Source organism: uncultured Algibacter sp. (assembly GCF_947487605.1).
Classification (GTDB): Bacteria; Bacteroidota; Bacteroidia; order Flavobacteriales; family Flavobacteriaceae; genus Algibacter_D.
In genome coordinates this window covers 125,007-150,425 of sequence record NZ_CANKXK010000008.1, presented here as the reverse complement: position 1 = coordinate 150,425, position 25,419 = coordinate 125,007, and the positions used below count along the sequence as shown (strand labels likewise).

At 32.9% G+C, this 25,419-nt stretch carries 18 protein-coding genes; 11 read left to right on the top strand and 7 right to left on the bottom strand.

The annotated features are described in order from the left end of the window. Positions 1-118 precede the first annotated feature (118 nt). The 4 genes from Q0739_RS10755 to Q0739_RS10740 form a co-directional block, all read right to left on the bottom strand. Entirely contained in the window at positions 119-2,926 is a 2,808-nt protein-coding gene (locus Q0739_RS10755; protein ID WP_298238733.1) for a TonB-dependent receptor, read from the bottom strand. A gap of 332 nt (positions 2,927-3,258) precedes the next feature. After that, the gene (gene glmS, locus Q0739_RS10750; RefSeq protein ID WP_298238732.1) at positions 3,259-5,106 is read right to left on the bottom strand and encodes a glutamine--fructose-6-phosphate transaminase (isomerizing); all 1,848 of its coding nucleotides are present in this window, start codon (positions 5,104-5,106) and stop codon (positions 3,259-3,261) included. A gap of 6 nt (positions 5,107-5,112) precedes the next feature. Further along, positions 5,113-6,738, bottom strand: a complete 1,626-nt coding sequence (locus Q0739_RS10745) for a DUF4270 domain-containing protein (RefSeq protein ID WP_298238731.1) — start codon at positions 6,736-6,738, stop codon at positions 5,113-5,115. Between the two features lie 21 nt (positions 6,739-6,759). Continuing rightward, complete coding sequence (locus Q0739_RS10740) at positions 6,760-7,569, bottom strand: glycogen/starch synthase (RefSeq protein WP_298238730.1); 810 nt, start codon at positions 7,567-7,569, stop codon at positions 6,760-6,762. Between the two features lie 109 nt (positions 7,570-7,678). Between Q0739_RS10740 and panC the strand changes: the two genes are divergently transcribed. From panC to Q0739_RS10690, 10 genes are all read left to right on the top strand, one after another. Then, on the top strand, positions 7,679-8,530 hold the full coding sequence (gene panC, locus Q0739_RS10735; RefSeq protein WP_298238729.1) for a pantoate--beta-alanine ligase: 852 nt from the start codon (positions 7,679-7,681) through the stop codon (positions 8,528-8,530). A gap of 13 nt (positions 8,531-8,543) precedes the next feature. Continuing rightward, positions 8,544-8,894, top strand: coding sequence for an aspartate 1-decarboxylase (gene panD, locus Q0739_RS10730; RefSeq protein WP_298238728.1), 351 nt, complete (start codon positions 8,544-8,546; stop codon positions 8,892-8,894). Between the two features lie 4 nt (positions 8,895-8,898). Further along, positions 8,899-9,867: a lysylphosphatidylglycerol synthase transmembrane domain-containing protein gene (locus tag Q0739_RS10725; RefSeq protein ID WP_298238727.1), complete on the top strand. Its 969-nt coding sequence runs from the start codon at positions 8,899-8,901 to the stop codon at positions 9,865-9,867. 87 nt (positions 9,868-9,954) lie between these two features. Beyond that, entirely contained in the window at positions 9,955-11,106 is a 1,152-nt protein-coding gene (locus Q0739_RS10720; RefSeq protein ID WP_298238726.1) for an alpha/beta hydrolase-fold protein, read from the top strand. A gap of 67 nt (positions 11,107-11,173) precedes the next feature. Next, the gene (gene radA / locus Q0739_RS10715) at positions 11,174-12,532 is read left to right on the top strand and encodes a DNA repair protein RadA (protein WP_298238725.1); all 1,359 of its coding nucleotides are present in this window, start codon (positions 11,174-11,176) and stop codon (positions 12,530-12,532) included. Positions 12,533-12,705: 173 nt separating this feature from the next. Next, positions 12,706-16,236, top strand: a complete 3,531-nt coding sequence (gene ileS, locus Q0739_RS10710; RefSeq protein WP_298238724.1) for an isoleucine--tRNA ligase — start codon at positions 12,706-12,708, stop codon at positions 16,234-16,236. Between the two features lie 4 nt (positions 16,237-16,240). Further along, complete coding sequence (locus Q0739_RS10705) at positions 16,241-16,615, top strand: TraR/DksA C4-type zinc finger protein (RefSeq protein WP_298238723.1); 375 nt, start codon at positions 16,241-16,243, stop codon at positions 16,613-16,615. 106 nt (positions 16,616-16,721) lie between these two features. Next, complete coding sequence (locus Q0739_RS10700; RefSeq protein WP_298238722.1) at positions 16,722-17,354, top strand: lipoprotein signal peptidase; 633 nt, start codon at positions 16,722-16,724, stop codon at positions 17,352-17,354. 120 nt (positions 17,355-17,474) lie between these two features. Continuing rightward, complete coding sequence (locus Q0739_RS10695) at positions 17,475-19,013, top strand: phosphatidylserine/phosphatidylglycerophosphate/cardiolipin synthase family protein (RefSeq protein ID WP_298238721.1); 1,539 nt, start codon at positions 17,475-17,477, stop codon at positions 19,011-19,013. 139 nt (positions 19,014-19,152) lie between these two features. Then, a complete protein-coding gene (locus tag Q0739_RS10690) occupies positions 19,153-21,036 on the top strand; it encodes a hypothetical protein (protein ID WP_298238720.1) in 1,884 nt (627 codons plus the stop codon). Here Q0739_RS10690 and Q0739_RS10685 read toward each other — a convergent pair. From Q0739_RS10685 to rimK, 3 genes are read right to left on the bottom strand one after another with little or no spacing between them, the layout of a single operon-like run. Next, positions 21,033-21,596 (bottom strand): 5-formyltetrahydrofolate cyclo-ligase, encoded by a 564-nt coding sequence (locus Q0739_RS10685; protein WP_298238719.1) that lies wholly within the window; start codon positions 21,594-21,596, stop codon positions 21,033-21,035. The genes Q0739_RS10690 and Q0739_RS10685 overlap by 4 nt on opposite strands. 57 nt (positions 21,597-21,653) lie before the next feature. Further along, positions 21,654-22,625 carry a succinylglutamate desuccinylase/aspartoacylase family protein gene (locus tag Q0739_RS10680; RefSeq protein ID WP_298238718.1) on the bottom strand — a complete coding sequence of 324 codons (972 nt, stop codon included), beginning with the start codon at positions 22,623-22,625 and terminating at the stop codon, positions 21,654-21,656. 27 nt (positions 22,626-22,652) lie between these two features. Continuing rightward, entirely contained in the window at positions 22,653-23,528 is an 876-nt protein-coding gene (rimK, locus tag Q0739_RS10675; protein ID WP_298238717.1) for a 30S ribosomal protein S6--L-glutamate ligase, read from the bottom strand. 84 nt (positions 23,529-23,612) lie between these two features. On the opposite strand from rimK, the gene uvrC reads away from it, so the two are divergent. Beyond that, entirely contained in the window at positions 23,613-25,406 is a 1,794-nt protein-coding gene (gene uvrC, locus Q0739_RS10670) for an excinuclease ABC subunit UvrC (RefSeq protein ID WP_298238716.1), read from the top strand. Positions 25,407-25,419 lie beyond the last annotated feature (13 nt).

Below are 25,419 nucleotides of genomic sequence, written 5' to 3'. Positions count from 1 at the left end.
TCGCGCTGCAAAGATATATTTTTTAATTTAAAATAAAAGTTGTTTTTAAAGCTTTTTTAGAATAAAAAAACACCTTCAATCTGAAGGTGTTTAATATGTATAATAAGTTTAAAATAAATTAATTATTTATAGTCCATGAAACAAAATATTGTGATCCAATAAATGGTGAACCAACAGCACTTTGATATTCTTTGCCTCCTAAATTAGTTCCTCCTAGTTTGAAAGTAGATTTTATAGATGGTACGGAATAATTAATCATAGCGTCAACTACCGTTCTTGAAGGAACCATGCCATTGGCCAATGTTGCTTGCCAGAAATATTCATCACTCCAACGGGCATTAACGTTAAATCCGAAATTCTTAAATAATTCGGGATTTCCTAAAGATACTTTCAACTTATGCTCAGGCGTATTAAAGCCTGTGCTAAAATCTGGATCTGATGCTTGATCAAAATCTAATTTGGCATAGGTGTAATTTAATCCAAAGTTAAAATCTTTAGCAATTTTTGTAGATAAACCAATGACAGCACCATAAGAACTAACATCTGCAGATGAGTTTGTGTAAACATTAAATTGCTGAAAATTTCCAGCTGCAATAGCTGCTACCCCAGACGCATCCATTACAGAACCAGTTTCAGGTGTAATAACAAATTTTTGAGCTGCAAAATTGTCATAAGTATTATAATAAGCATTAAAATCAACCGTTACAAATCCTATTTTACCTCTGTACCCAATATCAAAAGCTGTCACTTTTTCTTGTTCTATAAGAGGTGTTACTCCGGTGCCTTGAACAGGTTCTAAAGGCGTTGCTCCTCCACTATCCCTAAAAGCTAGATAAGAGTTGAAACTATATGAATTGAAGTAAGCATCTCTGCCTGTTAATGTTGTATTTTGTAATGTTCTGTCTAAATTGGCTGGTGCTGCACCTACCAATATATATCCTGGTACATTAAAACCAATAAAAAGTGCTTGGGTATCTGGGTTTCTAAACCCTGTTTGAACAGAAGCTCTAAAGCTATGTTGTTTATTTTCTCCAGCCCCGTAAACAAAAGAAAGCCTTGGCGAATAACTAGCATCAAAAAATTCATTTTTATCATAACGTATTGATGCTGTCACTTTTAAGCGATCATCCATTAATTTTTTAATACCTTGTATATACGCACCTTGTTCATGATACTCAATGGGACCATCGTAATCTGTAAATATATTTCCACCTGAGTTTAACGAATATTGTCTGTATTGCCCGCCTATTTGTAAATCTAAAACGTTATTTAATAAGTCTTTAAAATTGTAATTCCCTTCAGCTATATGCATTTTTGATTCATCTACTAGTTTAGAACCAGTAGACACGTCGGGGTCATTTGTGACTTTATTAAAAAGCGCGGTAAATTCAGGAGTACCTGGTTTTATCGTAACTAAGTCATCGGCAAAAGCTCTAGCTCCTGCATGAATTTGAGCTTGTGCTGCTGGGTCGGCAGGATTACCACCTCCAGCTAATATTGCTCCAGCACCTGTAGCATAGCCTCCAGCATAAGCACCAAACCAATTAGAGGCACTTTCTACATTCATATTAAATCCTGTAAAAAACATGTCATAAGAGTTGCCTGCGTTTTCACTAGTTGTATAGCCTCTAAGAAAAAAATTGTCTCCTCTAAATTCTAATTTGTGTTGTTGTAATGCGAAATCTTTTATGGCATATCTACTAGATCCTTGATAGATAGCAGAACCTGTTCCAAATTTAGAGCTCCAAATAACTTCAGTATTGTTTCCAAAAGGCTTATAATTTAAAGTAAAGTATGCCTTTAAGCTTTCGGCTTTATAGTCTGTTAAATCAGATTCTTTGTAACCTGTTCTTGCTACATTAACAGCAGGAACTAAAGCACTTGCGCCAGGAGGTAATTGTCCGCCAGCTTCTAATTGTTGTGCTATTTGGTTAAGGTTAAACCCTAAAGCACCTAAGCTTATTTCGTCACCATATATATTTAAACCATTATGCGCAGGATTTGATGTAAAAGGGGTTACAGTATCTGCTGTTCCTACAGCTCCTTGGTCATATTGACTGTCATCTGATGCATGCCAATCAGTTCCTCTCATATAAGAAAAAGAGCCTTTTGCAGCAAATTTATCGCTAAATGCATGAGCCGCACGAAAGCCAAAATCATGAAAGTGGTTATCGCCAGCTTCATCTTGTACTGTCAATCCTGTTTTAATATAGGCACTTACTCCTTGATGTTTAAAAGGATCCTTACTGGTCATAAATAAAATACCATTAAAGGCATTGGCTCCATAAAGCGCTGAAGAAGCACCTGGTAATATTTCTACACTACTTATGTCGAGTTCATTAAGCCCAAGAAGATCTCCCAATGCAAAATTTAATCCTGGTAAGGCATTATCCATACCATCAACGAGTTGAACAAATCGTGTGTTTGCAAAAGTGGCAAATCCACGCGTGTTAACCGCATTAAAAGTTAAACTTCCTTTATTAACATCTATACCTTTTAAATTTTCAAGACTTGAATAAAAGTCAGGGGAAGTCGCTAATTGAATATCTTTAGCGTCAAATCTTTCAATAGTAACTGGAGATTCTCTAACACTTTCAGGTGTTCTAGAAGCTGAAATCACTATTTCATCAAGCTTATTACCTTCTTTTAACACGAAGTTTACAGCTTGTGGGTTAGTGGTGATTTCTGAAGTTGTTGTTTCAAAACCAACACTACTTGCTTGTAAAGAAAATGGTGGATTTTGACTAAAAGTAATAGTGAAATTACCATCGAAATCGGTTACAGTCCCTGTCGATGTGCCAATTACAATTATGTTAGCACCAGGTATAGGTTGTCCATTAACATCTTTAACGGAACCAGTAACAGTAGTTTGAGCAAATGTTAATCCGCAAAAGAAAAACATTAAAATTGGGAGAATTGTCTTCATTAGAAATTAGTTAAGTTAATTTGTTCGAGCAATATAAATATAATATGTTCAATATTAAATAAAATCAATAAAAAATTATGCATGCATAATATTTTTTAACAAAAAATATAGCTGTTTTTTTGTTAATTATGCATTTTTAGTTTAGTTATTTTATAAAAATCGTAAAATATCATGTCACAAAATTAAAGAGTCTTAGCACAAGAATTATCCGATAATGTCTTCTAAAGATAAATTAGGATATCTAACTGAGCAATAGCTAAGTCGTTCCAATACTTTTGTTAACAAGCAAGACTTTAATAATTTATAGGTCAATTAAGAGTTAGACGCACGTTTTATTCAACGGTCACAGATTTGGCCAGATTTCTGGGTTGATCTACATTCTTGTTTAGTAGTACGGCAATATGATAAGATAGCAATTGTAGCGGAATAGTTGTTACTAGAGGTGATAAGGAATCAAGAGTTTCAGGAACTTCAATAACGTGATCTGCTAATTCCTTAACTTGAATATCTCCTTCGGTAACAATACCGATTATTTTCCCTTTGCGAGATTTAATTTCTTGAATATTACTTACAACTTTTTCGTAATGTCCTTTTTTGGTAGCGATTACTACAATTGGCATGTTTTCATCTATTAAAGCTATTGGGCCATGTTTCATTTCTGCAGCTGGATAGCCTTCTGCATGGATATAAGAAATCTCTTTTAACTTTAATGCGCCTTCTAGGGCAACGGGAAAATTATAACCTCTTCCTAAGTAAAGGAAATTACTAACATCTTTATATATATCGGCAATCATTTTTATATGAGCATCCGATTCTAAAGCTTTTTCAACTTTTTTTGGAATCATTTCTAATTCTAAAAGATGTTGGCGAAAATCTACTCTACTTATTGTTCCTTTTGCACTGGCTAATCTAAGAGCCATTAAAGTTAATACTGTTATTTGCGTAGTAAATGCTTTTGTAGAAGCGACTCCAATTTCTGGACCTGCGTGGGTGTACGCTCCAGCATGTGTTTCTCTTGCAATAGAGGAACCAACCACGTTACATACTCCAAAAACAAAAGCTCCTTTTGATTTTGCTAATTTTATGGCAGCTAATGTATCTGCTGTTTCTCCAGATTGTGAAATAGCTATAACGACATCATTTTCTGTGATAACGGGATTCCTGTATCTAAATTCTGAAGCGTATTCTACTTCTACAGGAACTCTAGCTAAGTCTTCAAATATATATTCTGCAACTAAGCCAGCATGCCATGAGGTACCACATGCAACAATAACAATTCGGTTTGCGTTCAAGAACTTTTTCATGTTATCCTCGACGCCTGACATTTTTATAATACCTTGTTGTCTATTTAATCTACCTCTATAAGTATCATTAATTGCTTTAGGTTGCTCATGTATTTCCTTAAGCATAAAATGGTCGTAACCACCTTTTTCAATTTGTTCCAGACTTATTTGAAGTTCTTGGACGTAGGGGTCAACAAAAGAGTCGTCTTTAATTTTTCTTATTTTAACATCTTTATTGAGCCTAATAATAGCCATTTCTTCATCTTCTAGATAGATGGCATTTTTAGTGTATTCTAGAAAAGGAGAAGCATCACTTGCAATAAAAAATTCATTTTCTCCAACACCAATTGCTAATGGGCTTCCTAAGCGTGCTATTACAATTTCGTCTGGGCGAGTTTGATCAAAAACAGCAATAGCATAGGCACCTATAACTTGGTTTAATGCAATTTGTACCGCTTTGCCAAGTTTTACATTTTCCTTTAGTTTTACATCTTCAATTAAATTGACTAAAACTTCTGTATCGGTGTCTGATTCGAATGTATAACCTCTAGTAATTAATTCTTTTTTAAGAGATTCGTAGTTTTCAATAATGCCGTTATGGATGATTACTAAATCACCAGAGTTTGATACATGCGGATGTGAGTTTATATCGTTAGGAATGCCATGTGTTGCCCATCTTGTATGGCCTATACCAAGGCTGCCATTTTTATTAATTTCAGATTGAACGCGGTCCTCTAAATCTGCAACTTTTCCTTTGGTTTTACTTACTTTAAGTTCTGTACCATCAAATAGTGCTACTCCTGCGCTGTCGTATCCTCGGTATTCTAAGCGTTTTAAGCCTTCAATAATGATTGGGTAAGCTTCTCTAGAACCAATATAACCGACAATACCGCACATACTTTTTTAGTTATTGGGTTCTGTATAATATATTTCTAATTTCAAACGCTTTTTTGCATCAACGTTGTCATTGCTACCATGTAATACAGTGCCTCTAGAAGTTAAAATAGTAGCAGCTGGAATTCTTTCAAGGTCATTATTATTTATAATTTCTACACCTGTAATATAGTTAACATTATTAGAAATTACTAAACCTAGCTTTGTATTCATGGAGTCTCTAAAAATAATGTTTTTTATATGCTCGGTGATACGTATTTTATAGCCTTTATGTATTGTATTATCAATCATTATAGTATCTCTTTGCCCTAAGCTAACAACTTTAGAATTTAAAGGCTGTGCTGTGTTTTCGGTTGGGTCGAAACTATAATCTGCAGTTACATTATTGTTATTAATATCGTAAGCATAAATTCTGTCATATTCGTGATTTTCATCGTCAGGGTCAATGCTTTGCTCATCTTCGATAATTGTTAAACGAGCTTCATTAATAAGCCTTTTTACATTATCACCTTCTATAAAATCAGCTTTTAGCGATTCTAAATCTTCACTTCCAAATAAATCTATAATTGTCATAGATCCAGCAGTTCCTTTAAGTAATAATTTTTCATCTCCTAAACCGTCATCACCATCAGCAAGTGGCATCGAGTTGAAGCTGTAGTCATTAATAAACGTATTAAGCCTATTGCCATTAAAATTTAAAACATAAGTAGCTTCTGTTCTAGCATCAGTTTCTCCATGGGTATAATTAATGGTAATGTTAGCATCGGTTGAAGCTAGATTAAGTAAAATCATACTGCCGTTATCAGCTATAGCTTCTGTTTTTATATATAAGCCTCTAAAATAATTTTTAAAATTATTAGCATTGCTTAAAACTGGGTCGTCTTGTTTATCTATAATGGCTGCTTTCCAAAAATCATTGTCTAGTTCTTCTCTAAGAGCAGGAATTGAATACGTTTTTACTTCATCCTCTCCAGTTCCTGTAATAATTTCTGTAGCTAAAGGGCTTGGTGTAAAATTTGAAACTTCAAGAATTGGTAGACCAATAATTTGATCATCAAAGTCTACAGTAGTATTATTACTCATAGCAAAATTATGAGTAGGGTTTGTTAAGTCTCTATCAGCTTTTGAGAAATAGTTTTGTGCAGTATTAGGGTCACCTTCTGGATTAAAATCTCTTAAGAAATAATTACTTTGATAAACTGTTAGTTTAATCGGGGCAGATGCATTACCATATAAAGAATCTAATTTATATGTAGTAACTTCATTTTCGACACCAGTTGCAGTACTAAAATATGGTATGTTTAATACCACAGATTCTATCTCTGGATTTACACCAAAATCTGGATCGTATGCTACAGGCACTAACTGAGTAATTATACTAGCTGTTGTGCCCCCATATAATGGATCATTATAATAGCCTAGGAGATTAGACTGTAATCCATTTATTTGTACAGCCTCTAGTTTTTTATTGTAGGCTAATGGAGTTATGTTGTATAGGCTTGTACTAAAATTCGAATTTTCTTTTCCTAGAACATCACTGTCAATGGAATTGAACTCTTTATCGCAAGCTATAAGTGTTAAAATTAAAAATGCAACGGCACCAGTAAATTTAAGGGCTTTAAATATCTTCTTCATATATCTTTATTAATGAATCGTTTAGCTTAAAACTTCTGAATTAAAAAATTCTGTGTAAGCTGGACCAAATTCATCCTTACTTTTGTATTCTAAAATAGGTTTTTCTGAGTCTTTTAAATAATTGTTTAAAGTTTCTGGAAGTTCTTCAGAGCCTATTATTAGAGCATCAGAATAATCAATGGCAATTTTCATCAAATTATTAAATGTAGGTTCTTCAAGCGACTTAAAGGCTTCTTCATCTATATTGTCAAATTTAATCTTATTAAACATATCTTTATTTAACGTATTGTTAAAACTTTGATTGTATATAGAAGTTACAATTTTACTTTCGTTAAAAAGCGGCTCATCTTTATAATACTCTTTTAAGTATAAAGGTAATAAAGAAGCAAGCCAACCATGAACGTGAATTATATCTGGTGACCAATTCAATTTTTTTACCGTTTCAATAACACCTTTTGCAAAGAAAATAGCACGTTCATCATTATCAGAAAACAACTCGCCATTTTCGTCGGTTAACGTAGCTTTACGCTTAAAATATTCATCATTATCAATAAAATAAACTTGAATACGTTCTTTCGGAATTGATGCTACTTTAATAATAAGAGGCATGTCCAAATCATTTATTACCAAGTTTATACCAGAAAGCCTGATAACTTCATGTAGTTGATGTCTTCTCTCATTAATATTCCCGTATCTTGGCATAAATATTCTTATTTGACCACCTTGTTGATTCACCAATCTTGGTGCTTCAAACGACATTGAAGAAATTTCGGTTTCAGGTAAATAAGGTACTACTTCAGATGATACATATAATATCCTCTTATCTTTCATAAATAGTTTGCTTTTGAAGATTCAAAATAAAAAACACGCAAAAGTACAAAAATTTATGCAGATTGGTTGTAAAATCTTAAGTTTGCAAGCGTTAATTTTTTATTAAAAAGTGGAAGTTTATTCAGAAAAAAATCAATTAAAGGCATTCTTAAAATCTTTTAAAGCCAAAGGATTTAGTGTTGGATTAGTTCCAACAATGGGAGCTTTGCACGAGGGACATCTGGCTTTAGTTAAAAAGGCTCTTGAGAATAATGAAAGAGTTGTTGTTAGCATTTTTGTAAACCCAACCCAGTTTGATAATAAGGAAGATTTGCTAAAATATCCAAGAACTTTGGAGAGCGATGTCGAATTACTAAAAACGGTAAGTAAGGACAAAATATGTGTTTATGCACCGACGGTGGAAGATGTTTACGAAGGAAATGCGGTTTCCAAAAATTTTGAATTTGATGGTTTGGAGTTTGAAATGGAAGGCAAATTTCGTAATGGGCATTTTAATGGTGTTGGTACTATAGTGAAGCGTTTATTTGAGATTGTAAAACCGCACGATGCATATTTTGGAGAAAAGGATTTTCAGCAGTTACAGATAATAAAGAAGTTGGTTGAAAAACACAATATTTCAGTTAATGTAATTGGCTGTAAAATACATCGTGAAACTAACGGATTGGCTATGAGTTCGCGAAATACAAGGTTGAAACCAGAGTATGCTAAAGCAGCACCTTTCATTTATAAAACTTTAAAATCTGCCAACGAAAAATTTGGCACAAAAAGTGCTAATAAAGTTTCGGAGTGGGTTGAAAAACAATTTGCTAAGCATGATTTGTTAGAATTAGAATACTTCATAATAGCAGATGCTAAAACCTTAAAACCAATCAAAAGAAAATCAAAGAAAAAAGCATATAGAGCCTTTATCGCCGTATATGCAGATGATATTAGACTGATTGATAATATCGCATTAAATTAATTACCTTTGCCATATGCAAATTCAAGTAGTAAAATCTAAGATTCATAGAGTTAAATGCACAGGTGCAGAACTCAATTATATAGGTAGTATAACTATCGATGAAGATTTAATGGATGCCGCTAATATAATTCAAGGAGAAAAGGTTCAAATTGTAAATAATGACAATGGGGAACGTCTTGAAACCTATTGTATTCCTGGGCCTAGAGCTAGTGGAGAAATCACGCTTAATGGAGCGGCTGCTCGTAAAGTATCTGTTGGAGATACCCTTATTTTAATTACTTATGCTTTTATGGATATTGAAAAAGCTAAAGTATTTAAGCCTTCGTTAGTATTTCCAGATGAAGCAACTAATTTATTAAAATAGATTTTTGAAACTAAATATTAAGAGAATATTAAAAATAGCACTCCCATTACTTTTGGGAGTTTTTTTAGTCTGGTATTCTCTGTCTCAGATTTCTATTGTTGAATTGCTAGAATATGTCAAAAAAGCTGACTATACCTGGATTATTCTGGGTATGTTTTTAGGACTATTAAGTCACCTTTCTAGAGCTTATCGTTGGCAATTTCAGTTAGAACCATTGGGCTATAAAATTAGATTAGCTAATAGTGTTATGGCTGTATTTGCTACCTACTTAATAAACTATACAATTCCAAGAGCTGGAGAAGTGGCTAGAGCTTCCATTCTTACAAATTACGAGGACGTCCCTTTTGAAAAAGGTTTCGGGACTATAGTTGCAGAAAGAATAGCCGATATGATTGTTATGATTGGTATTATAAGTGTTACACTTTTTCTGCAATTCGATTTTATTTATGGCTTTTTAGTAGAAAAATTTAATCCAACCAAAATAACAATGGCATTTGGAGGATTATTAGTTTTAATCTTCTTATTTACAAGATTTATAAAAAAAAGCAAGTCTAAAATTGCTTTAAAGATTAAAAACTTTGTAAATGGTTTAATTGAGGGTGCTTTAAGTATTTTTAAAATGAAAAAGAAATGGGCATTCATCTTTCATACCTTGTTTATTTGGGGGATGTATGTACTCATGTTTTATGTCACCTCATTTTCATTAGAGCAAATGCAAAACATACCTTTTGCAGCTATTTTAATAGGTTTTATTGCTGCAAGTTTTAGCATTGCTGCCACAAATGGAGGTATAGGTTCTTATCCAGAAGCCATTGTGTTAGCATTTTTATTATTCAATATTCCAGAAGACCCAAGTCGCGCTTTTGGTTGGATTATGTGGGCATCACAAACACTTATGATTATTATTCTAGGAGGGCTATCATTAATATACTTGCCAATTTATAATAGAAAGAAGCAGCCTAAAAAAGTTTAAAACCCTTTAATAAGGTTTCAAAACTTTGCTTTTTATCTCTAGGTTAATTTCTTAACTTGCCCGTAATAAATCTCAAATCGTCATAAAATGAAAAAACCAACCCTCTTTTTTTTAGCATTGTTTTGTATGTTGAATATTACTTTCGCCCAGGTTAAATACGAAACTATAGAATCTTCAAAATTAGGAGAAACACGAGAAATTAAAATACAAGTACCTCGTGGTTATAATAGTAATGAAGATAAAAGCTATCCTATAATTCTTGCTTTAGATGGCGACTATATGTTTGAAGCTGTTGCTGGAAATGTAGATTATTATTCCTATTGGGAAGATATGCCAGAAGCCATAGTGGTTGGCGTCAATCAATTAGATAAGCGTTACGACGATTGCTTGTATTCTGAACAAAATTCGTTACCAATTGAAACAGGCGCGGCTTTTTTCGAGTTCTTAGGAATGGAACTTATTCCATATATAGAGAGCACCTATAGAACGGTTAATTTTAGAGTTGCAGTAGGGCATGGGGAAACGGCTAATTTTATCAATTATTATTTGTTAAAATCAGATCCATTATTTCAAGCTTATATAGCAATAAGTCCAGAGTTAGCTCCAAACATGTTGGATTACATTCCTGAAAGACTCGGGAAAGTACAATCAAAGATTTTTTATTATTTGGCTGGTACCAATAATGATTCCAAATCCATAAGACAAATGACAGAAGCTTTAAACACAAGCATTAAAACTGTCGATAATAAAAATGTTTTATACAACTATGATAATTTCGAGGGGCCTTCACATTATTCGATTCCTGCACATGCGATTCCTAAAGCGATAGAGAGTATATTTCTAGTATTTCAACCTATATCTAAAAAAGAATACAAAGAATCTATCCTTAAGTTAGAGGATTCTCCAGTGACTTATTTACAAGAAAAATATCAAACTATCTACGATTTGTTTGCTATAGATAAGCAAATATTAATTAACGATTTTAAAGCTATAGCGGCAGCTATCGAAAAAAACGAAGACTTTCAATACTATGAAGAGCTTGGTAAAATAGCCAGAAAGCAATATCCAAAAGCCTTGTTAGGAAACTATTATTTAGCGCGCTTTTACGAAGAAACGGGCGAACCTAAAAAGGCTATGAGAACCTATCAATCGGCTTACATTCTTGATGAAATTGCGGGTTTAACAAAAGATTTAATGCTAGAAAAAGCCAATTTAATTAAGGAAGATTTTGGCTACTAAAAGATGAATTGTAAAATAGTTTTTAAGGTATTTACTAAAAACCTTCAATAACCCAATATCTTAAGCTATGGTTAAAGTAAAAACTACTTTTTTTTGTCAGAACTGCGGAACTCAATATGCTAAATGGCAAGGACAATGTAATGCCTGTAAAGAATGGAATACCATTGTTGAAGAACTTATTCAAAAGCCAGAAAAGAGCGATTGGAAAACGCCAACTTCAAGTGTAAAACGCGCTTCAGTTCCTTTACGAATTAATGAAATTGATACCTCAAAAGAACCACGGTTAAATACTTTTGATTCAGAATTCAATCGTGTTTTGGGTGGGGGTATTGTTCCAGGTTCATTAACCTTGTTAGGAGGAGAACCAGGAATTGGTAAGAGTACCTTGTTGCTTCAAATTTCATTAAAATTACCATACAAGACTTTATATGTTTCAGGTGAAGAAAGTCAGAAACAAATAAAAATGCGTGCCGAACGCATCAATCCAGAAAATAGTAATTGCTATATTTTAACGGAAACTAAAACACAAAATATCTTTAAGCAAATCGCTTCGCTCCAACCTGACGTAGTAATTATTGACTCTATACAAACCTTACATAGCGATTATATAGAATCGTCTTCAGGTAGTATTTCGCAAATAAAAGAGTGTACTACAGAGCTTATAAAGTTTGCTAAAGAAACAGCAACCCCTGTATTGTTAATTGGTCATATCACAAAAGATGGAAATATTGCAGGTCCAAAAATTTTAGAGCATATGGTAGATACCGTTTTGCAATTTGAGGGCGACCGAAATCATGTATTTAGAATTTTAAGAGCGCATAAAAACCGTTTTGGCTCTACCAATGAATTGGGTATTTATGAAATGCAAGGTTCAGGTTTGCGAGAAGTTTCAAACCCCTCAGAGATTTTAATTTCTAAAAAGGACGAAGAGCTTTCGGGTAATGCTATTGCTGCAACCTTGGAAGGTATGCGTCCACTAATGATTGAAGTTCAAGCATTAGTTAGTACAGCAGTTTATGGTACACCACAACGTAGCGCCACAGGTTTTAATGCGAAACGTCTTAATATGCTACTGGCTGTTTTAGAAAAACGAGCAGGATTTCGTTTAGGAGCCAAAGATGTGTTTTTAAATATTACGGGCGGTATAACAGTTGATGACCCTGCAATAGATTTGGCAGTTGTTGCTTCTATTTTATCCTCCAATGAAGATGTATCGCTTCAAAAAGATTTTTGTTTTGCTGCTGAGGTTGGTTTGTCTGGAGAAATACGTCCAGTACAACGTGTTGAACAACGCATCCTTGAAGCAGAAAAACTTGGTTTTTCAACCATTTTTGTGTCTAAATACAATAAAATTTCATTGAAAAATACTGCTATTCAGATTCAATTAATTTCTAAGATTGAAGATTTGGTAGATTTGATTGTTTAAAGCCATTGCGAATTACACTTTTTGTTTGAGTATCAATCTGTTTCTGTTAAATTCTTAGTATAAGATTACCACATCGCTCAACTCCTTGTAATAGCTATCATAAATTATACTCGTAACACCTTTTTTTTTCCTAAAAATCATTAAATTCGCGAACTTATAAGAATCAATAGTAAATGAGCGCTAAATTTCCTGAATATAAAGGACTTGACTTACCAAATGTAGCAAACGAAGTTCTGCAATATTGGCAAGAAAACCACATCTTTGAAAAAAGTGTAACAACCCGAGAAGGGGCAGAATCTTACGTGTTTTTTGAAGGCCCTCCGTCTGCAAATGGACTTCCTGGTGTACACCACGTTTTAGCACGTGCTATTAAAGATATTTTTCCGCGTTATAAAACCATGAAAGGCTTCCAAGTTAAGCGTAAAGCAGGTTGGGACACGCACGGTTTACCTATTGAGTTAGGTGTTGAAAAAGAACTTGGAATTACAAAAGAAGATATTGGTAAAACCATTTCGGTTGAAGATTATAACGCTGCTTGTAGAAAAGCAGTGATGCGTTACACAGATGTTTGGAATGATTTGACTCAAAAAATGGGGTACTGGGTAGATATGGACGATCCATACATTACCTACGAGCCTAAATATATGGAATCTGTTTGGTGGTTATTAAAACAGATTTACAACAAAAGTTTGTTGTACAAAGGGTACACCATTCAACCGTATTCTCCTAAGGCTGGTACAGGTTTAAGTTCGCATGAGTTAAATCAACCAGGAACCTATCAAGATGTTACAGATACTACTGTGGTGGCTCAGTTTAAAGCAATAAAAGAGACATTACCAGATTTTTTGCAAAGTATAGGTGACATTTATTTTTTGGCTTGGACGACTACACCATGGACCTTACCAAGCAATACGGCTTTAACTGTTGGACCAAAGATTAATTATGTTTTAGTAAAAACTTTTAATCAATACACATTTGAACCTATAAATGTGATTTTAGCAGATTCTTTGGTTGAAAAACAATTTGATGGAAAGTTTATTAACATAACAAGTGATACAGCTTTTGAAAGTGAATTAAGAGAAAACCACACTTTTGATAGTTTTCAAAAGAGTATAAATGATGAACTAGATCATTTAACACTTATTCTTAAATCTAGTGATAGACCTGATTTAATAAAAGAAAGGATTAATTTTTTAGGAAAAATTAGAGGTAAGATACCTTATCAAGTTTTTAACCTTGAATTTAAAGGAAAAGATTTGGTAGGCATTCGTTACGAGCAATTATTGCCTTATACTTTGCCAAACGATAATCCGCAAGATGCGTTTAGAGTCATTTCTGGAGATTTCGTTACTACTGAAGACGGAACGGGAATAGTACACACCGCACCTACATTTGGAGCAGATGATGCGTTAGTTGCAAAACAAGCAACACCAGAAGTTCCACCAATGTTGGTTAAGGATGAGCATGATAATTTAGTGCCTTTGGTTGATTTACAAGGAAAGTTTAGACCAGAAATGGCTGAATTTGCTGGTAAGTATGTAAAGAACGAATATTACGCTGATGGCGAAGCACCAGAGCGTTCTATTGATGTTGAACTTGCTATTAAATTAAAAGAAGAAAATAAAGCCTTTAAGGTTGAAAAATATAAGCACAGTTATCCAAACTGTTGGCGTACGGATAAACCTATTTTATACTATCCATTAGATTCTTGGTTTATTAAAGTGACCGATGTTAAGGAAAGAATGTTTGAGCTTAACGAAACCATAAACTGGAAACCAAAATCAACAGGAACAGGGCGTTTTGGTAACTGGTTGGCAAATGCAAACGATTGGAATTTATCACGCTCGCGTTATTGGGGTATTCCATTACCAATTTGGAGAACTGAAGATGGTAAAGAAGAAATTTGTATCGGTTCAGTTGAGGAATTAAAATCTGAAATGGCTAAGGCAGTTTCAGCAGGCGTATTAAAAGCAGATATTTTTGCCGATTTTGAAGTGGGGAATAACGCCGAAGATAATTATGCTAAAATAGATTTACATAAAAATATTGTTGATGATATTGTGTTAGTATCACCAACAGGTCAAAAAATGTTCCGCGAAAGCGATTTAATTGATGTTTGGTTCGATTCTGGTTCTATGCCTTACGCACAATGGCATTACCCGTTTGAAAACCAAGATTTAATTGATAAAGGGACAACCTACCCAGCAGATTTTATTGCTGAAGGGGTGGATCAAACTCGCGGGTGGTTTTATACACTTCACGCTATTGGAACTATGGTTTTTGATTCGGTTGCCTACAAAAATGTGGTGTCTAACGGATTGGTTTTAGATAAGAACGGACAAAAAATGTCCAAACGTTTAGGAAACGCTGTTGATCCTTTTGAAACATTAGCCACTTATGGTGCCGATGCTACACGTTGGTATATGATTAGTAACGCAAACCCTTGGGATAACTTAAAGTTTGATTTAGAAGGAATAGAAGAGGTTAAACGTAAATTTTTTGGAACACTTTATAACACCTACTCATTCTTTCAGTTATATACAAATCTTGACAATTTTACGTATTCTGAAAAGGACATTCCGTTAAACGAAAGACCAGAAATTGATAGATGGATTCTTTCAGAATTACATACTTTAATACAAAAAGTAGACGCATTTTATGCAGATTACGAGCCTACGCGAGCAGCGCGAGCTATTTCAGATTTTACCCAAGATTATTTAAGTAACTGGTATGTACGTTTAAGTAGAAGGCGATTCTGGAAAGGGGATTATCAAGCAGATAAAATTTCGGCATACCAAACACTTTATACCTGTATGGTTACAATTGCTAAGTTAGGAGCACCTATAGCACCTTTCTTTATGGATAAGCTGTATTTAGACTTAAATTCAGTCACCAAAAAAGAAGCATTTGAAAGTGTACATTTAGCAGGTTTTCCAGTTTACGATGAACGTTTTGTTGATAAGAGTTTAGAAAGGAAGATGGAAAGTGCACAAACAATATCTTCTTTAGTATTATCGTTAAGAGCTAAGGAAAAGATAAAAGTGCGTCAACCGCTTCAAAAAATTATGATTCCGATTGATAGTAAACAGCAAAAGGAAGAAATTTTAGCGGTTTCAGGATTAATAAAGCATGAAGTAAATATAAAAGAAATAGAACTTTTAGAAGATGCTTCAGATATTTTGGTGAAGCAGATTAAACCTAATTTTAAAGCATTAGGGCCACGATTTGGTAAGGATATGAAATTAATTGCCAATACCATAAAAGAGTTAACATCTGCAGATATAAAAAAAATAGAGCAAAAGGGTGTTTTAGAGGTTGTAATTAATGGAAAAAATATTACTTTAGGGCTTCAAGATGTAGAAATAACATCGCAAGATATTGAAGGATGGCTAGTTGCGAATGAAGGCGCCTTAACTGTAGCTTTAGATGTTATAATAACCGAAGAATTACGTAAAGAGGGGATTGCTAGAGAATTAGTAAACCGTATTCAAAATTTGCGTAAAGATTCTGGTTTCGAAGTTACTGACAGAATTGACGTCATACTTCAAAAAGATGAACAAATAATTAATGCCGTTCGTACCAATATCGAGTATATTAAAACGGAAACGTTAACCGAAGAATTAGAAATTAAAGACAAAATAAACGAAGGTATAGATGTTGCTTTTGATGATGTAAATACCAAACTGTTTATTCAAAAACATTAAAATTATGGATGAAAATGTAAGATATTCCGATGCAGATTTAGCTGAATTCAAAACGCTAATTCAAGAAAAAATAGAAAAAGCACAACACGATTTAGAGCTTATTAAAAGTGCGTACATGAACGATCATAATAATGGTACCGAAGATACATCACCAACGTTTAAGGCTTTTGATGAAGGAAGTGCAGTAATGAGTAAAGAATCTAATTCGCAACTCGCTATTCGTCAAGAAAAGTTTATTCGCGACTTAAAAAATGCACTAATTAGAATTGAAAACAAAACCTATGGTATTTGTCGTGTTACAAAAAAACTAATTAATAAGGAGCGTTTAAAGTTAGTGCCTCATGCAACATTAAGCATTGAAGCTAAAAATATGCAGTAATCCTATTTAAATGATATATTTAAAACGTCTCATTTGTTTTTGAGGCGTTTTTTATTTAAATACTTTTTTCACCTTGAGCGCAGTCAAAAGGTCTTAAATTAAAAAAATGTCACTCAAAAAATCTATAATTCTTATCATAATCATTTTACTTATCGACCAGATTAGTAAAATTTACATTAAAACACATTTTATGCTTCATGATAGTGTTGAAGTATTTACTTGGTTTAAAATATATTTTATAGAAAACGACGGGATGGCTTGGGGTACAAAAATTAGTGATTTTGTATCTTTTATTTCAGACCGTTCTGCTAAGGTGTTTTTAACCCTTTTTAGGGTCGTGGCTATTTTCGGAATAGGGTATTGGTTGTACTCTGCAACCAGAAAGTTTAGCCCAAAAGTCTTGATTTTAGCAATCACATTAATTTTTGCAGGTGCTTTAGGTAATATAATTGATTCTGTTTTTTATGGAGTTTGGTTTAGCGGTAGCGAAGGACAAATAGCTTCCTTTTTACCTGAAACAGGAGGATATGATACACTTTTGCATGGTAAAGTAGTAGATATGCTTTATTTTCCATTATACAAAGGATATTTACCCGATTGGATACCTTTTTATGGTGGCGAATTTTTTACATTTTTTGAACCCGTTTTTAATATAGCCGATATGGCGATAAGCACAGGTTTTATAATGCTTATTGTTTTTAATAAAAAGGCGTTTCCTAAAAAAACTTCAGCAGATTAACTTTAGTTTCTATAAACCACAAGTCTCTAAAAAAAGTAGGGATTAACAAGTATTTTCATTTTACTATCTTGTGGTGTTTTTAACAGTTATAATTAGTGCATTGCCAATTATTATTAAAAAATGAATTCAAACTTAAAAATTAATAATATTTGGATTATTCTTTTAGTATTATTCTTATCGTGTAACGAATCAAAAAACCAAGAGGTTATTACCGATTTTTGTTCTCAGATTCATAGGAATGATAAGGTGTCTTTGTCTAAAGAATTAGAAGATGTGTCTGACTTAATGCGAACTAAAACAGGGGTTTATGTTCTGGAAGATGGAAGTGGCTCTATGGTCGCGAGAGCATGGTTATGTGAATACGCAGAAAACACAATAGATATCCAGTATTTCATTTTTTCAACAGATAATGTTGGACTAATAGCCTGCGATTATTTAGTGCGAGCTGCAGATCGTGGTGTTAAAGTAAGGATTCTTGTAGACGATATTATGGTTGATGCAGATATAGAAGATTTACTAACTTTTAATTCACATGAAAATATAACTGTAAAAATTTATAATCCAGGTGTTAATTTAGGTAAGAATATTTTTAGCAAAATTCAAAAATTTACTACAGATTTTAGAGGTGCCAACCAGCGTATGCATAATAAAACATTTATTGTAGACGGTAAAGTGGTAATAACCGGTGGACGCAATATTGCTGATGAATATTTCGATTACGATCATGAGTATAATTTTCGAGATAGAGATATTTTGTTGCTAGGAAAAGAATCAGAAAGTGTAAACAAGTCTTTTAACGAATTCTGGAATGATACCTTGAGTAAAAAGATTTCCAATATTATTGAAGAGGACACTAGTAAAGAATATCCAGAAAACACATTTGATAACTTACATGAATATGCCTGTAACCCAAATAATTTTTGGCCACAAGTAAGAGAAAGAATAGAGAATTTACCAGCAACATTCAGCATTATTAAAAATTCAAGTGATTTGGTATGGTTAAACGATGTTTCTTTTATTTCGGATGCGCCAGGTAAAAATGATGGAAATGAAGGCTTAGGTGGCGGAGGTATTTCTACAAATGCTTTAATTGAATTAGTTAAAGCAGCAGAAAAATCTATTGAGATTCAAACACCATATTTAATTACAACCGAGTTAAGTAGAAATTTGTTTAAGGAAGCTGTAGAACGCGGTGTGACTATTCGAATACTTACAAATAGTTTAGCATCAACAGATAATATAGAGGCATTTAGTGGCTATCAATCAGATCGAGAAAAATTGCTAAATACAGGTGTTCGAATTTTTGAATTTAGACCAGATGCTGCTGAACGAAAAAAGATAATGACTGGAGAGTTACAAGAAAAATTGAATCATCAACCAATATTTGGTCTTCACGCCAAATCAATGGTGGTTGACAATAAGACTACAGTAATAGGTACTTTTAATTTAGACCCTAGAAGCGCCAATTTAAATACAGAGTGTATTGTTATTGTCAATTCTGAAAAAATAGCCAAAGGTGTTTTGGAAGGAATGGAAGATGAGTTTAAACCTGAAAATTCTTGGGAAACCACTTTAGATTTCAACCCAGATTCCGAGGTGAATAAGTTTAAAAGATTAAAAACTTGGACACGAAAGATTATACCAAAAGATATATTGTAATTTGCAATTCTTCCGAAAACTAAAATCCTAGTAAAATTAAAAGTCTTTTAAAAAGTAGAATATGTGTAAAAAATTCACGTAAGCATAGTATTATTTTAGATGTAGTTTTTATCTTTAAATCGAAATATAATATTCAATTATGAAAATAAAGTACCTGCTTATTCTTTTTAGTTTTTTCAGTTTAATACAATCGTATTCTCAAAACACCTATGATATTATTTTTCCAGATATCAACAGAGATCAAGTTTGTAAGCAGTGTATTCAAATATTTAATAAAAAGCCCAAAGAGGTAAAATTTTCAATTGTTAGGGAGAATAACAATCTATATTTTCAGGTAAATAATAAACAATGGTTCAATCTTTTGTTTAAAAACTCAGGCGATGGTATTGCTGTGGACGTTATTGAAAAAAATAGATATGATTGCAGTAATGAGTCAATAGTAAATGAACAAATAAAAGGGGTTTTGCTTAAACCAGTTTACTCTAAAAAACTAAGAAGTGGATTGAAACCAAGCTCTGAAAATAGATTTCGAGTTCATGTTGGACGATTATCAGATACTTATTTAAATAAGGAGTTAGAGTACAATATTTTATTTTTAAGTAATAAAAATTTATGCAGTTATTACGTGATTTATGATTTAGAATCGTATCCGTGGGAGTTGTTAGATATGGGCATGTATTTAGATTCTTTAACCTATAATATCAAACAAATTAAACCAGTTGGAAAGGAAGGGTATATACTTCGATACAAGACTTTGAAATTTCAAATTCCTTTTGAAAAAAACAAATCTGAATACTCTCAAGAAGATATTCGTCCCATTTATGACTCTTTGAGACTTACAGACTTTAATATAAAAACTATAAATATTAAGGCTTATGCATCTATTGAAGGAAGTTTAGAACGTAATGTTGAATTACAAGAACAACGTGCAAGCAGTATAGCAGCAGCATTACAAACATTTCAGAAGCCAACTATAAAAACAGACATTTCTTCTTCGGAAAATTGGGTTGAATTTTTAAACGATATACAAGGAACAAAGCATGAATCTTTATCTCAATTAAGTAAAGAACAAGTAAAAGGAAAATTAGTTGGACAGCTTTCCACAGATTTAGAGCCTATTTTAAAAAATCATAGGAAAGCTATTCTAGAGCTAGAATTGCAAAAGAAGGATAAATATAAAGATATGACTCCAGAACAGTTGTTAGGTAAATTCAATACAGCTATTGGTGTCGAAAATATAACAGAAGCTTTAGAAATTCAGAATTCTATTTTCGAAAAATTGAAGAACAAAGAGGTGTCTCCAGACTTCTTAAAGAAAATGGAAATACCAAATCAAGCAAAGTTTGTTAAAATTTTCAACAAAAATTCCGCATATCGAGCCATGTTAGATGTTAGGCAATCTATGATTGTTTATAATGAATTGCTAAAATTAGATAAGCTATCTCCCAAAAATGGAGAAGTAAAGTATAATATTGCTGCTATTAAGTTAAAACTATGGCGTTATAAGGCTTTAGAGGTAAACGAAATTAAATTGAAAGGACAAATTAACGCATTAAAGAATTATAAAATTCCAACCTCATTAATTTCGAGAATGATGGTGAATTACCATATTATAAAGTCTGAAAACTATATGCGAAAGGGTGATTATAAAAATAAAGATATCTCGGTAAATTATATTAATGGTAATTACAAAAACTTCCAATTGTCTGATTATGATTATTTAAGTTTAGCGCAGTTTTTTAGTTATTATGCCAACAACAATATGGCAGTTAATTTGCTCGAGAACAAAGCCAAAAGCATAGATATAAACGAGAATTTACTTTTTTATTATTTAAACCTAACATTAATTAATAAAGAACTTACTAAGAATGAAGACTACAGAACCATTATGCTAAACGCAATTAATATGAATAAAACGCGTTTCTGTAAATTGTTTAATGCTGTTGAAGATGGAGGTGTCACCTTTCAATTATTAGAAGATGAATATTTAAGAGAAACTTATTGTGAGAATTGTGAAAATTAAAACTTGTAAAAGTGCTTTGGCGTCACACAATAATCTAACCTAACATCACTTTCATATATATCTATGGTTTCATCCTCTGCTTCAAAAAAAGATAAGCCTATTTTTGTAGTTTCTGGTTTACAATGAGCTAAAAATTTATCGTAAAATCCTTTGCCATAACCAACACGATTCCCAGCTTTATCATACGCTAAAAGCGGAACAAAAACAACATCAATTTTATTGTTCGAAATTTCTATACCATCAACAGGCTCTGGGATGTTATAATTATTTTTTTTGATGACTGTGTTGTCAGTCAAAAGAAAATGCGTCATAGCACCTGTTTTAAAATCGCTTTTAGAAATGAGAATATTTTTGTCTTTACCCGATAAAATATTCAAAATATAATCGGTATTTACTTCTTTTTGTTCTTCTATTGCTAAGAAAATATGGTAAAAAGTATGTTCCCAAATAGGAAGTTTTAAAAGCTGATTTGAAATGGCTAAACTCAAATCGTCAATCTGATTTTCAAATAAGTTTTTTCGAAGTGCTTTGTATGTTTTTCGTAACTCAGCTTTAGTCATTTGGCTCTCTTTTTTTATACCTGTCTGGTTTTAAAACCAGACAGGTCTCGTAACATACTATCTTTTAAGTTCCGTAGAAATATGAAACAAAGCATCACCTTGATACACAATAGGCGATTCATTCACATTAATTATATATCCTGAATTATCTGCTTTAACAAAATAATTAAACTTGCCATAGGGGTCTGTAATATTACCAATAATATCATTTTTATCTACTTTAGAACCAATTTTAGCAGCAGCTTTAAACATGCCAGAATATTTAGCACGTTTCCATTTACTGTCACTAATAAATATGCAATTTTTCTTTGGTGCAGATGCCTTATATTTTGAACTTAACATACCTAAATAACTTAAAACACGCTTTGCGCCATTAACCCCAGAATTAGTTACCAAATCGTCTATGTGAAATGACTTGCCGCCTTCAAAAAGCAATAAAGGAATGCCTTTTTTAAAACAAGTATTTCTAAAAGATTTATTAAGGTTTTTAGAGTATAATACAAAGGGCGCACCAAATACTTTTGCTAATTGCTTAAGTTTTTGTTCTCCATGAATGATTCTTATTTGTGGCGCGTTAAACCTGCCCGATCCCCCAGTGTGAAAGTCCATAATATAATCTACATGAGGAATAATCTCATTTGTTAATTTATGAGCGACCCTACTAGCCAATGAGCCTTTAGAGCTACCAGGAAACACACGATTTAAATCGCGACCATCTGGAAATTCACGTTTCAGGTTTATGAATCCGAAAATATTAATAACAGGCATGCAAATAATAGTTCCGCATTTAGGTTTATTAATGCCTTTAGCAATAAGTTGTCTCACAATTTCAACACCATTTACTTCATCGCCATGTATACCTGCTGTAAATAGTACTGTGGGGCCAGGTTTTTTAGATCGTTCAATAATTACAGGAACGTTAACAGGTGTTGAGGTATGAAGGTTGGCAACATCAAAATTAACTTCTTTACTTTCTCCACGAGCAATAGTTTCGTTAAGAATTGTCAGTATTTTTTTTTCAGCACTCATGTATCTTATGGCATTTTTTAAAGAAGACTAACGTCTATTTCTTTCAATGTAGGTAATAATGCTTTTAGCAATGTTTTTTCCTGTGGCAGATTCTATTCCTTCTAGTCCAGGAGTTGAATTCACTTCAAGTAACAGCGGACCTCTACCAGATTGCAACATATCTACACCACAAACGGGTAATTTTAAAGCTCTAGAGGCTTTCATTGCAACTTTTATTTCCGCTTCAGTAAGTTTTACTATTTCTGCAGAACCACCACGGTGTAAATTTGAACGAAACTCACCTTCACGCCCTTGACGTTTCATCGCTCCAACAACATGCCCATCAACAACCAATGCTCGTAAATCGGCACCTTTTGCTTCTGCAATATATTCTTGCACTAAAGCACGTGCTTGTAATCCGTTAAATGCTTCTAATACAGATTCGGCGGCATTTTTGGTTTCAGCTAAAACGACACCTAAGCCTTGAGTTCCTTCAAGAAGTTTGATGATTACTGGTGTACCACCAACATGAGAAATCACTTCTTCAACATCTCTGGAGTAATTAGTAAAAACTGTTTTAGGCATTCCAATTCCAGCTTTTGAAAGCCTTTGAAAACTTCTTAATTTGTCTCTCGATCTAATAATAGCATCAGAGGTTACCGATGTAAACACATTCATCATTTCAAATTGTCGTACAACTGCACAACCAAAAAATGTAACAGAGGCTCCTATACGTGGTATAATAGCATCTACATAATCCAGATAACGATCTTTGTAGTATATGGTAGGTTTTTCTTTTTCAATAATGATATCACATTTTAGGGGATCTATTACCTCCATAATGTGACCACGACTTTCACCTTCTTCTATAAGTCTTCTTGTAGAATATAAATTTTCGTTCCGAGAAAGAATAACAATGTTCACTAATCACCTATAATTTTACTGCAATATACTAAAAAAGCATATCGAATTTTTAACTATGTTACTTTTACTATACCTTTGATAAAGATGAGTAAGCCTACCCTAGACATACAACTTAAAACCTTGCCAAATCAACCCGGGGTTTACCAATATTTTGATTCTGAAGGCACTATTTTATATGTAGGAAAAGCTAAAAACTTAAAAAAGCGTGTTAGTTCGTATTTTACTAAAACCCATGAAAACGGAAAAACTAGAGTCCTTGTAAAAAAAATAGATAGCATAAAACACATTGTAGTTGAAACAGAAACCGACGCACTATTACTGGAGAATAACCTCATAAAAAAACATAAACCACGTTATAATGTGCTGCTAAAAGACGACAAATCGTATCCTTGGATTTGTATAAAGAATGAACGGTTTCCTAGAGTATTTTCTACAAGACGTGTTTTTAAAAATGGTGGTGAGTATTTTGGGCCTTATACAAGTGGGAGAACAGTTCATACTTTATTAGATTTAATAAGAGGATTATACAGTTTACGAACCTGTAATTATGATTTGGCTGAAGAAAAGATAAAAGCAGGTAAGTATAAAGTATGTTTAGAATATCATTTAGGAAATTGTAAGGGATCTTGTGAAGGATTAGAAACTGAAACTGAATATAGCGAAAGCGTAAAAGCTATAAAAGAAATTTTAAAAGGGAATTTTAAAGATTCGTTGTCTCAGTTTAAAATGCAAATGAAGCGATATGCTGAGAACATGCAGTTTGAAGAAGCACAAAAAATCAAGGAAAAAGTAGAAATCCTTGAAAATTATCAAGCAAAATCGACCATTGTAAATCCTAAAATAAGCAATGTAGATGTGTTTTCTATAATGAGCGACGAAAGCTATGGCTATATTAACTTTTTACAACTTTCTTATGGATCCATTATTCGTTCGCATACTTTAGAGATAAAAAAGAAATTGGATGAAACCGACCAACAATTGTTAGAATTAGCAATAACTGAAATTAGGCAACGATTCCATTCTAATTCAAAAGAAATTTATGTGCCTTTTAAGGTTGATTTGGGAGAAGGTATTAAAGTAACTATTCCTAAATTGGGAGATAAAAAGCATATTTTAGATTTATCGCTTAGAAACGCAAAGTACTATAGAATGGAGCGTTTCAAACAAATGAAAATCGTAGATCCCGATAGACATGCCAATAGAATTATGGCACAGATGAAATCCGATTTACGCCTTACTGAGGAGCCGAGGCATATAGAATGTTTCGATAATTCAAACATCCAAGGAACGCATCCTGTAGCCGCTTGTGTAGTTTTTAAAAATGGAAAACCTAGTAAAAAAGACTACCGCCATTTTAATATAAAAACGGTGGAAGGTCCAGATGATTTTGCTTCTATGGAAGAAGTTGTTTACCGCAGATATAAAAGATTGCAAGAAGAAGCGCAACCTTTACCACAATTAATCGTCATAGATGGAGGGAAGGGGCAATTATCTTCTGCACTAAAAAGTTTGGATGCGCTTAATTTAAGAAGAAAAATTGCTATTGTTGGAATTGCTAAACGTTTAGAAGAATTATATTACCCAAACGATCCAATTCCATTATATTTAGATAAAAAAAGCGAAACACTTAAAATAATACAACAATTACGTAATGAAGCACATCGGTTTGGTATTGAGCATCATAGGAATAAGCGTAGTAAAAGTGCCTTAAATACGGAGCTAGAAACCATAAATGGTGTAGGTGAAAAAACAGTAGTGGAGCTGTTAAAACATTTTAAATCGGCAAAACGAGTTGCGAATGCGAAGTTAGATGAACTGGAAGCAGTTGTTGGTTTGTCAAGAGCCGAAAAGGTTTATAATTATTATCATGAAAAATAAAATCACAAATAGT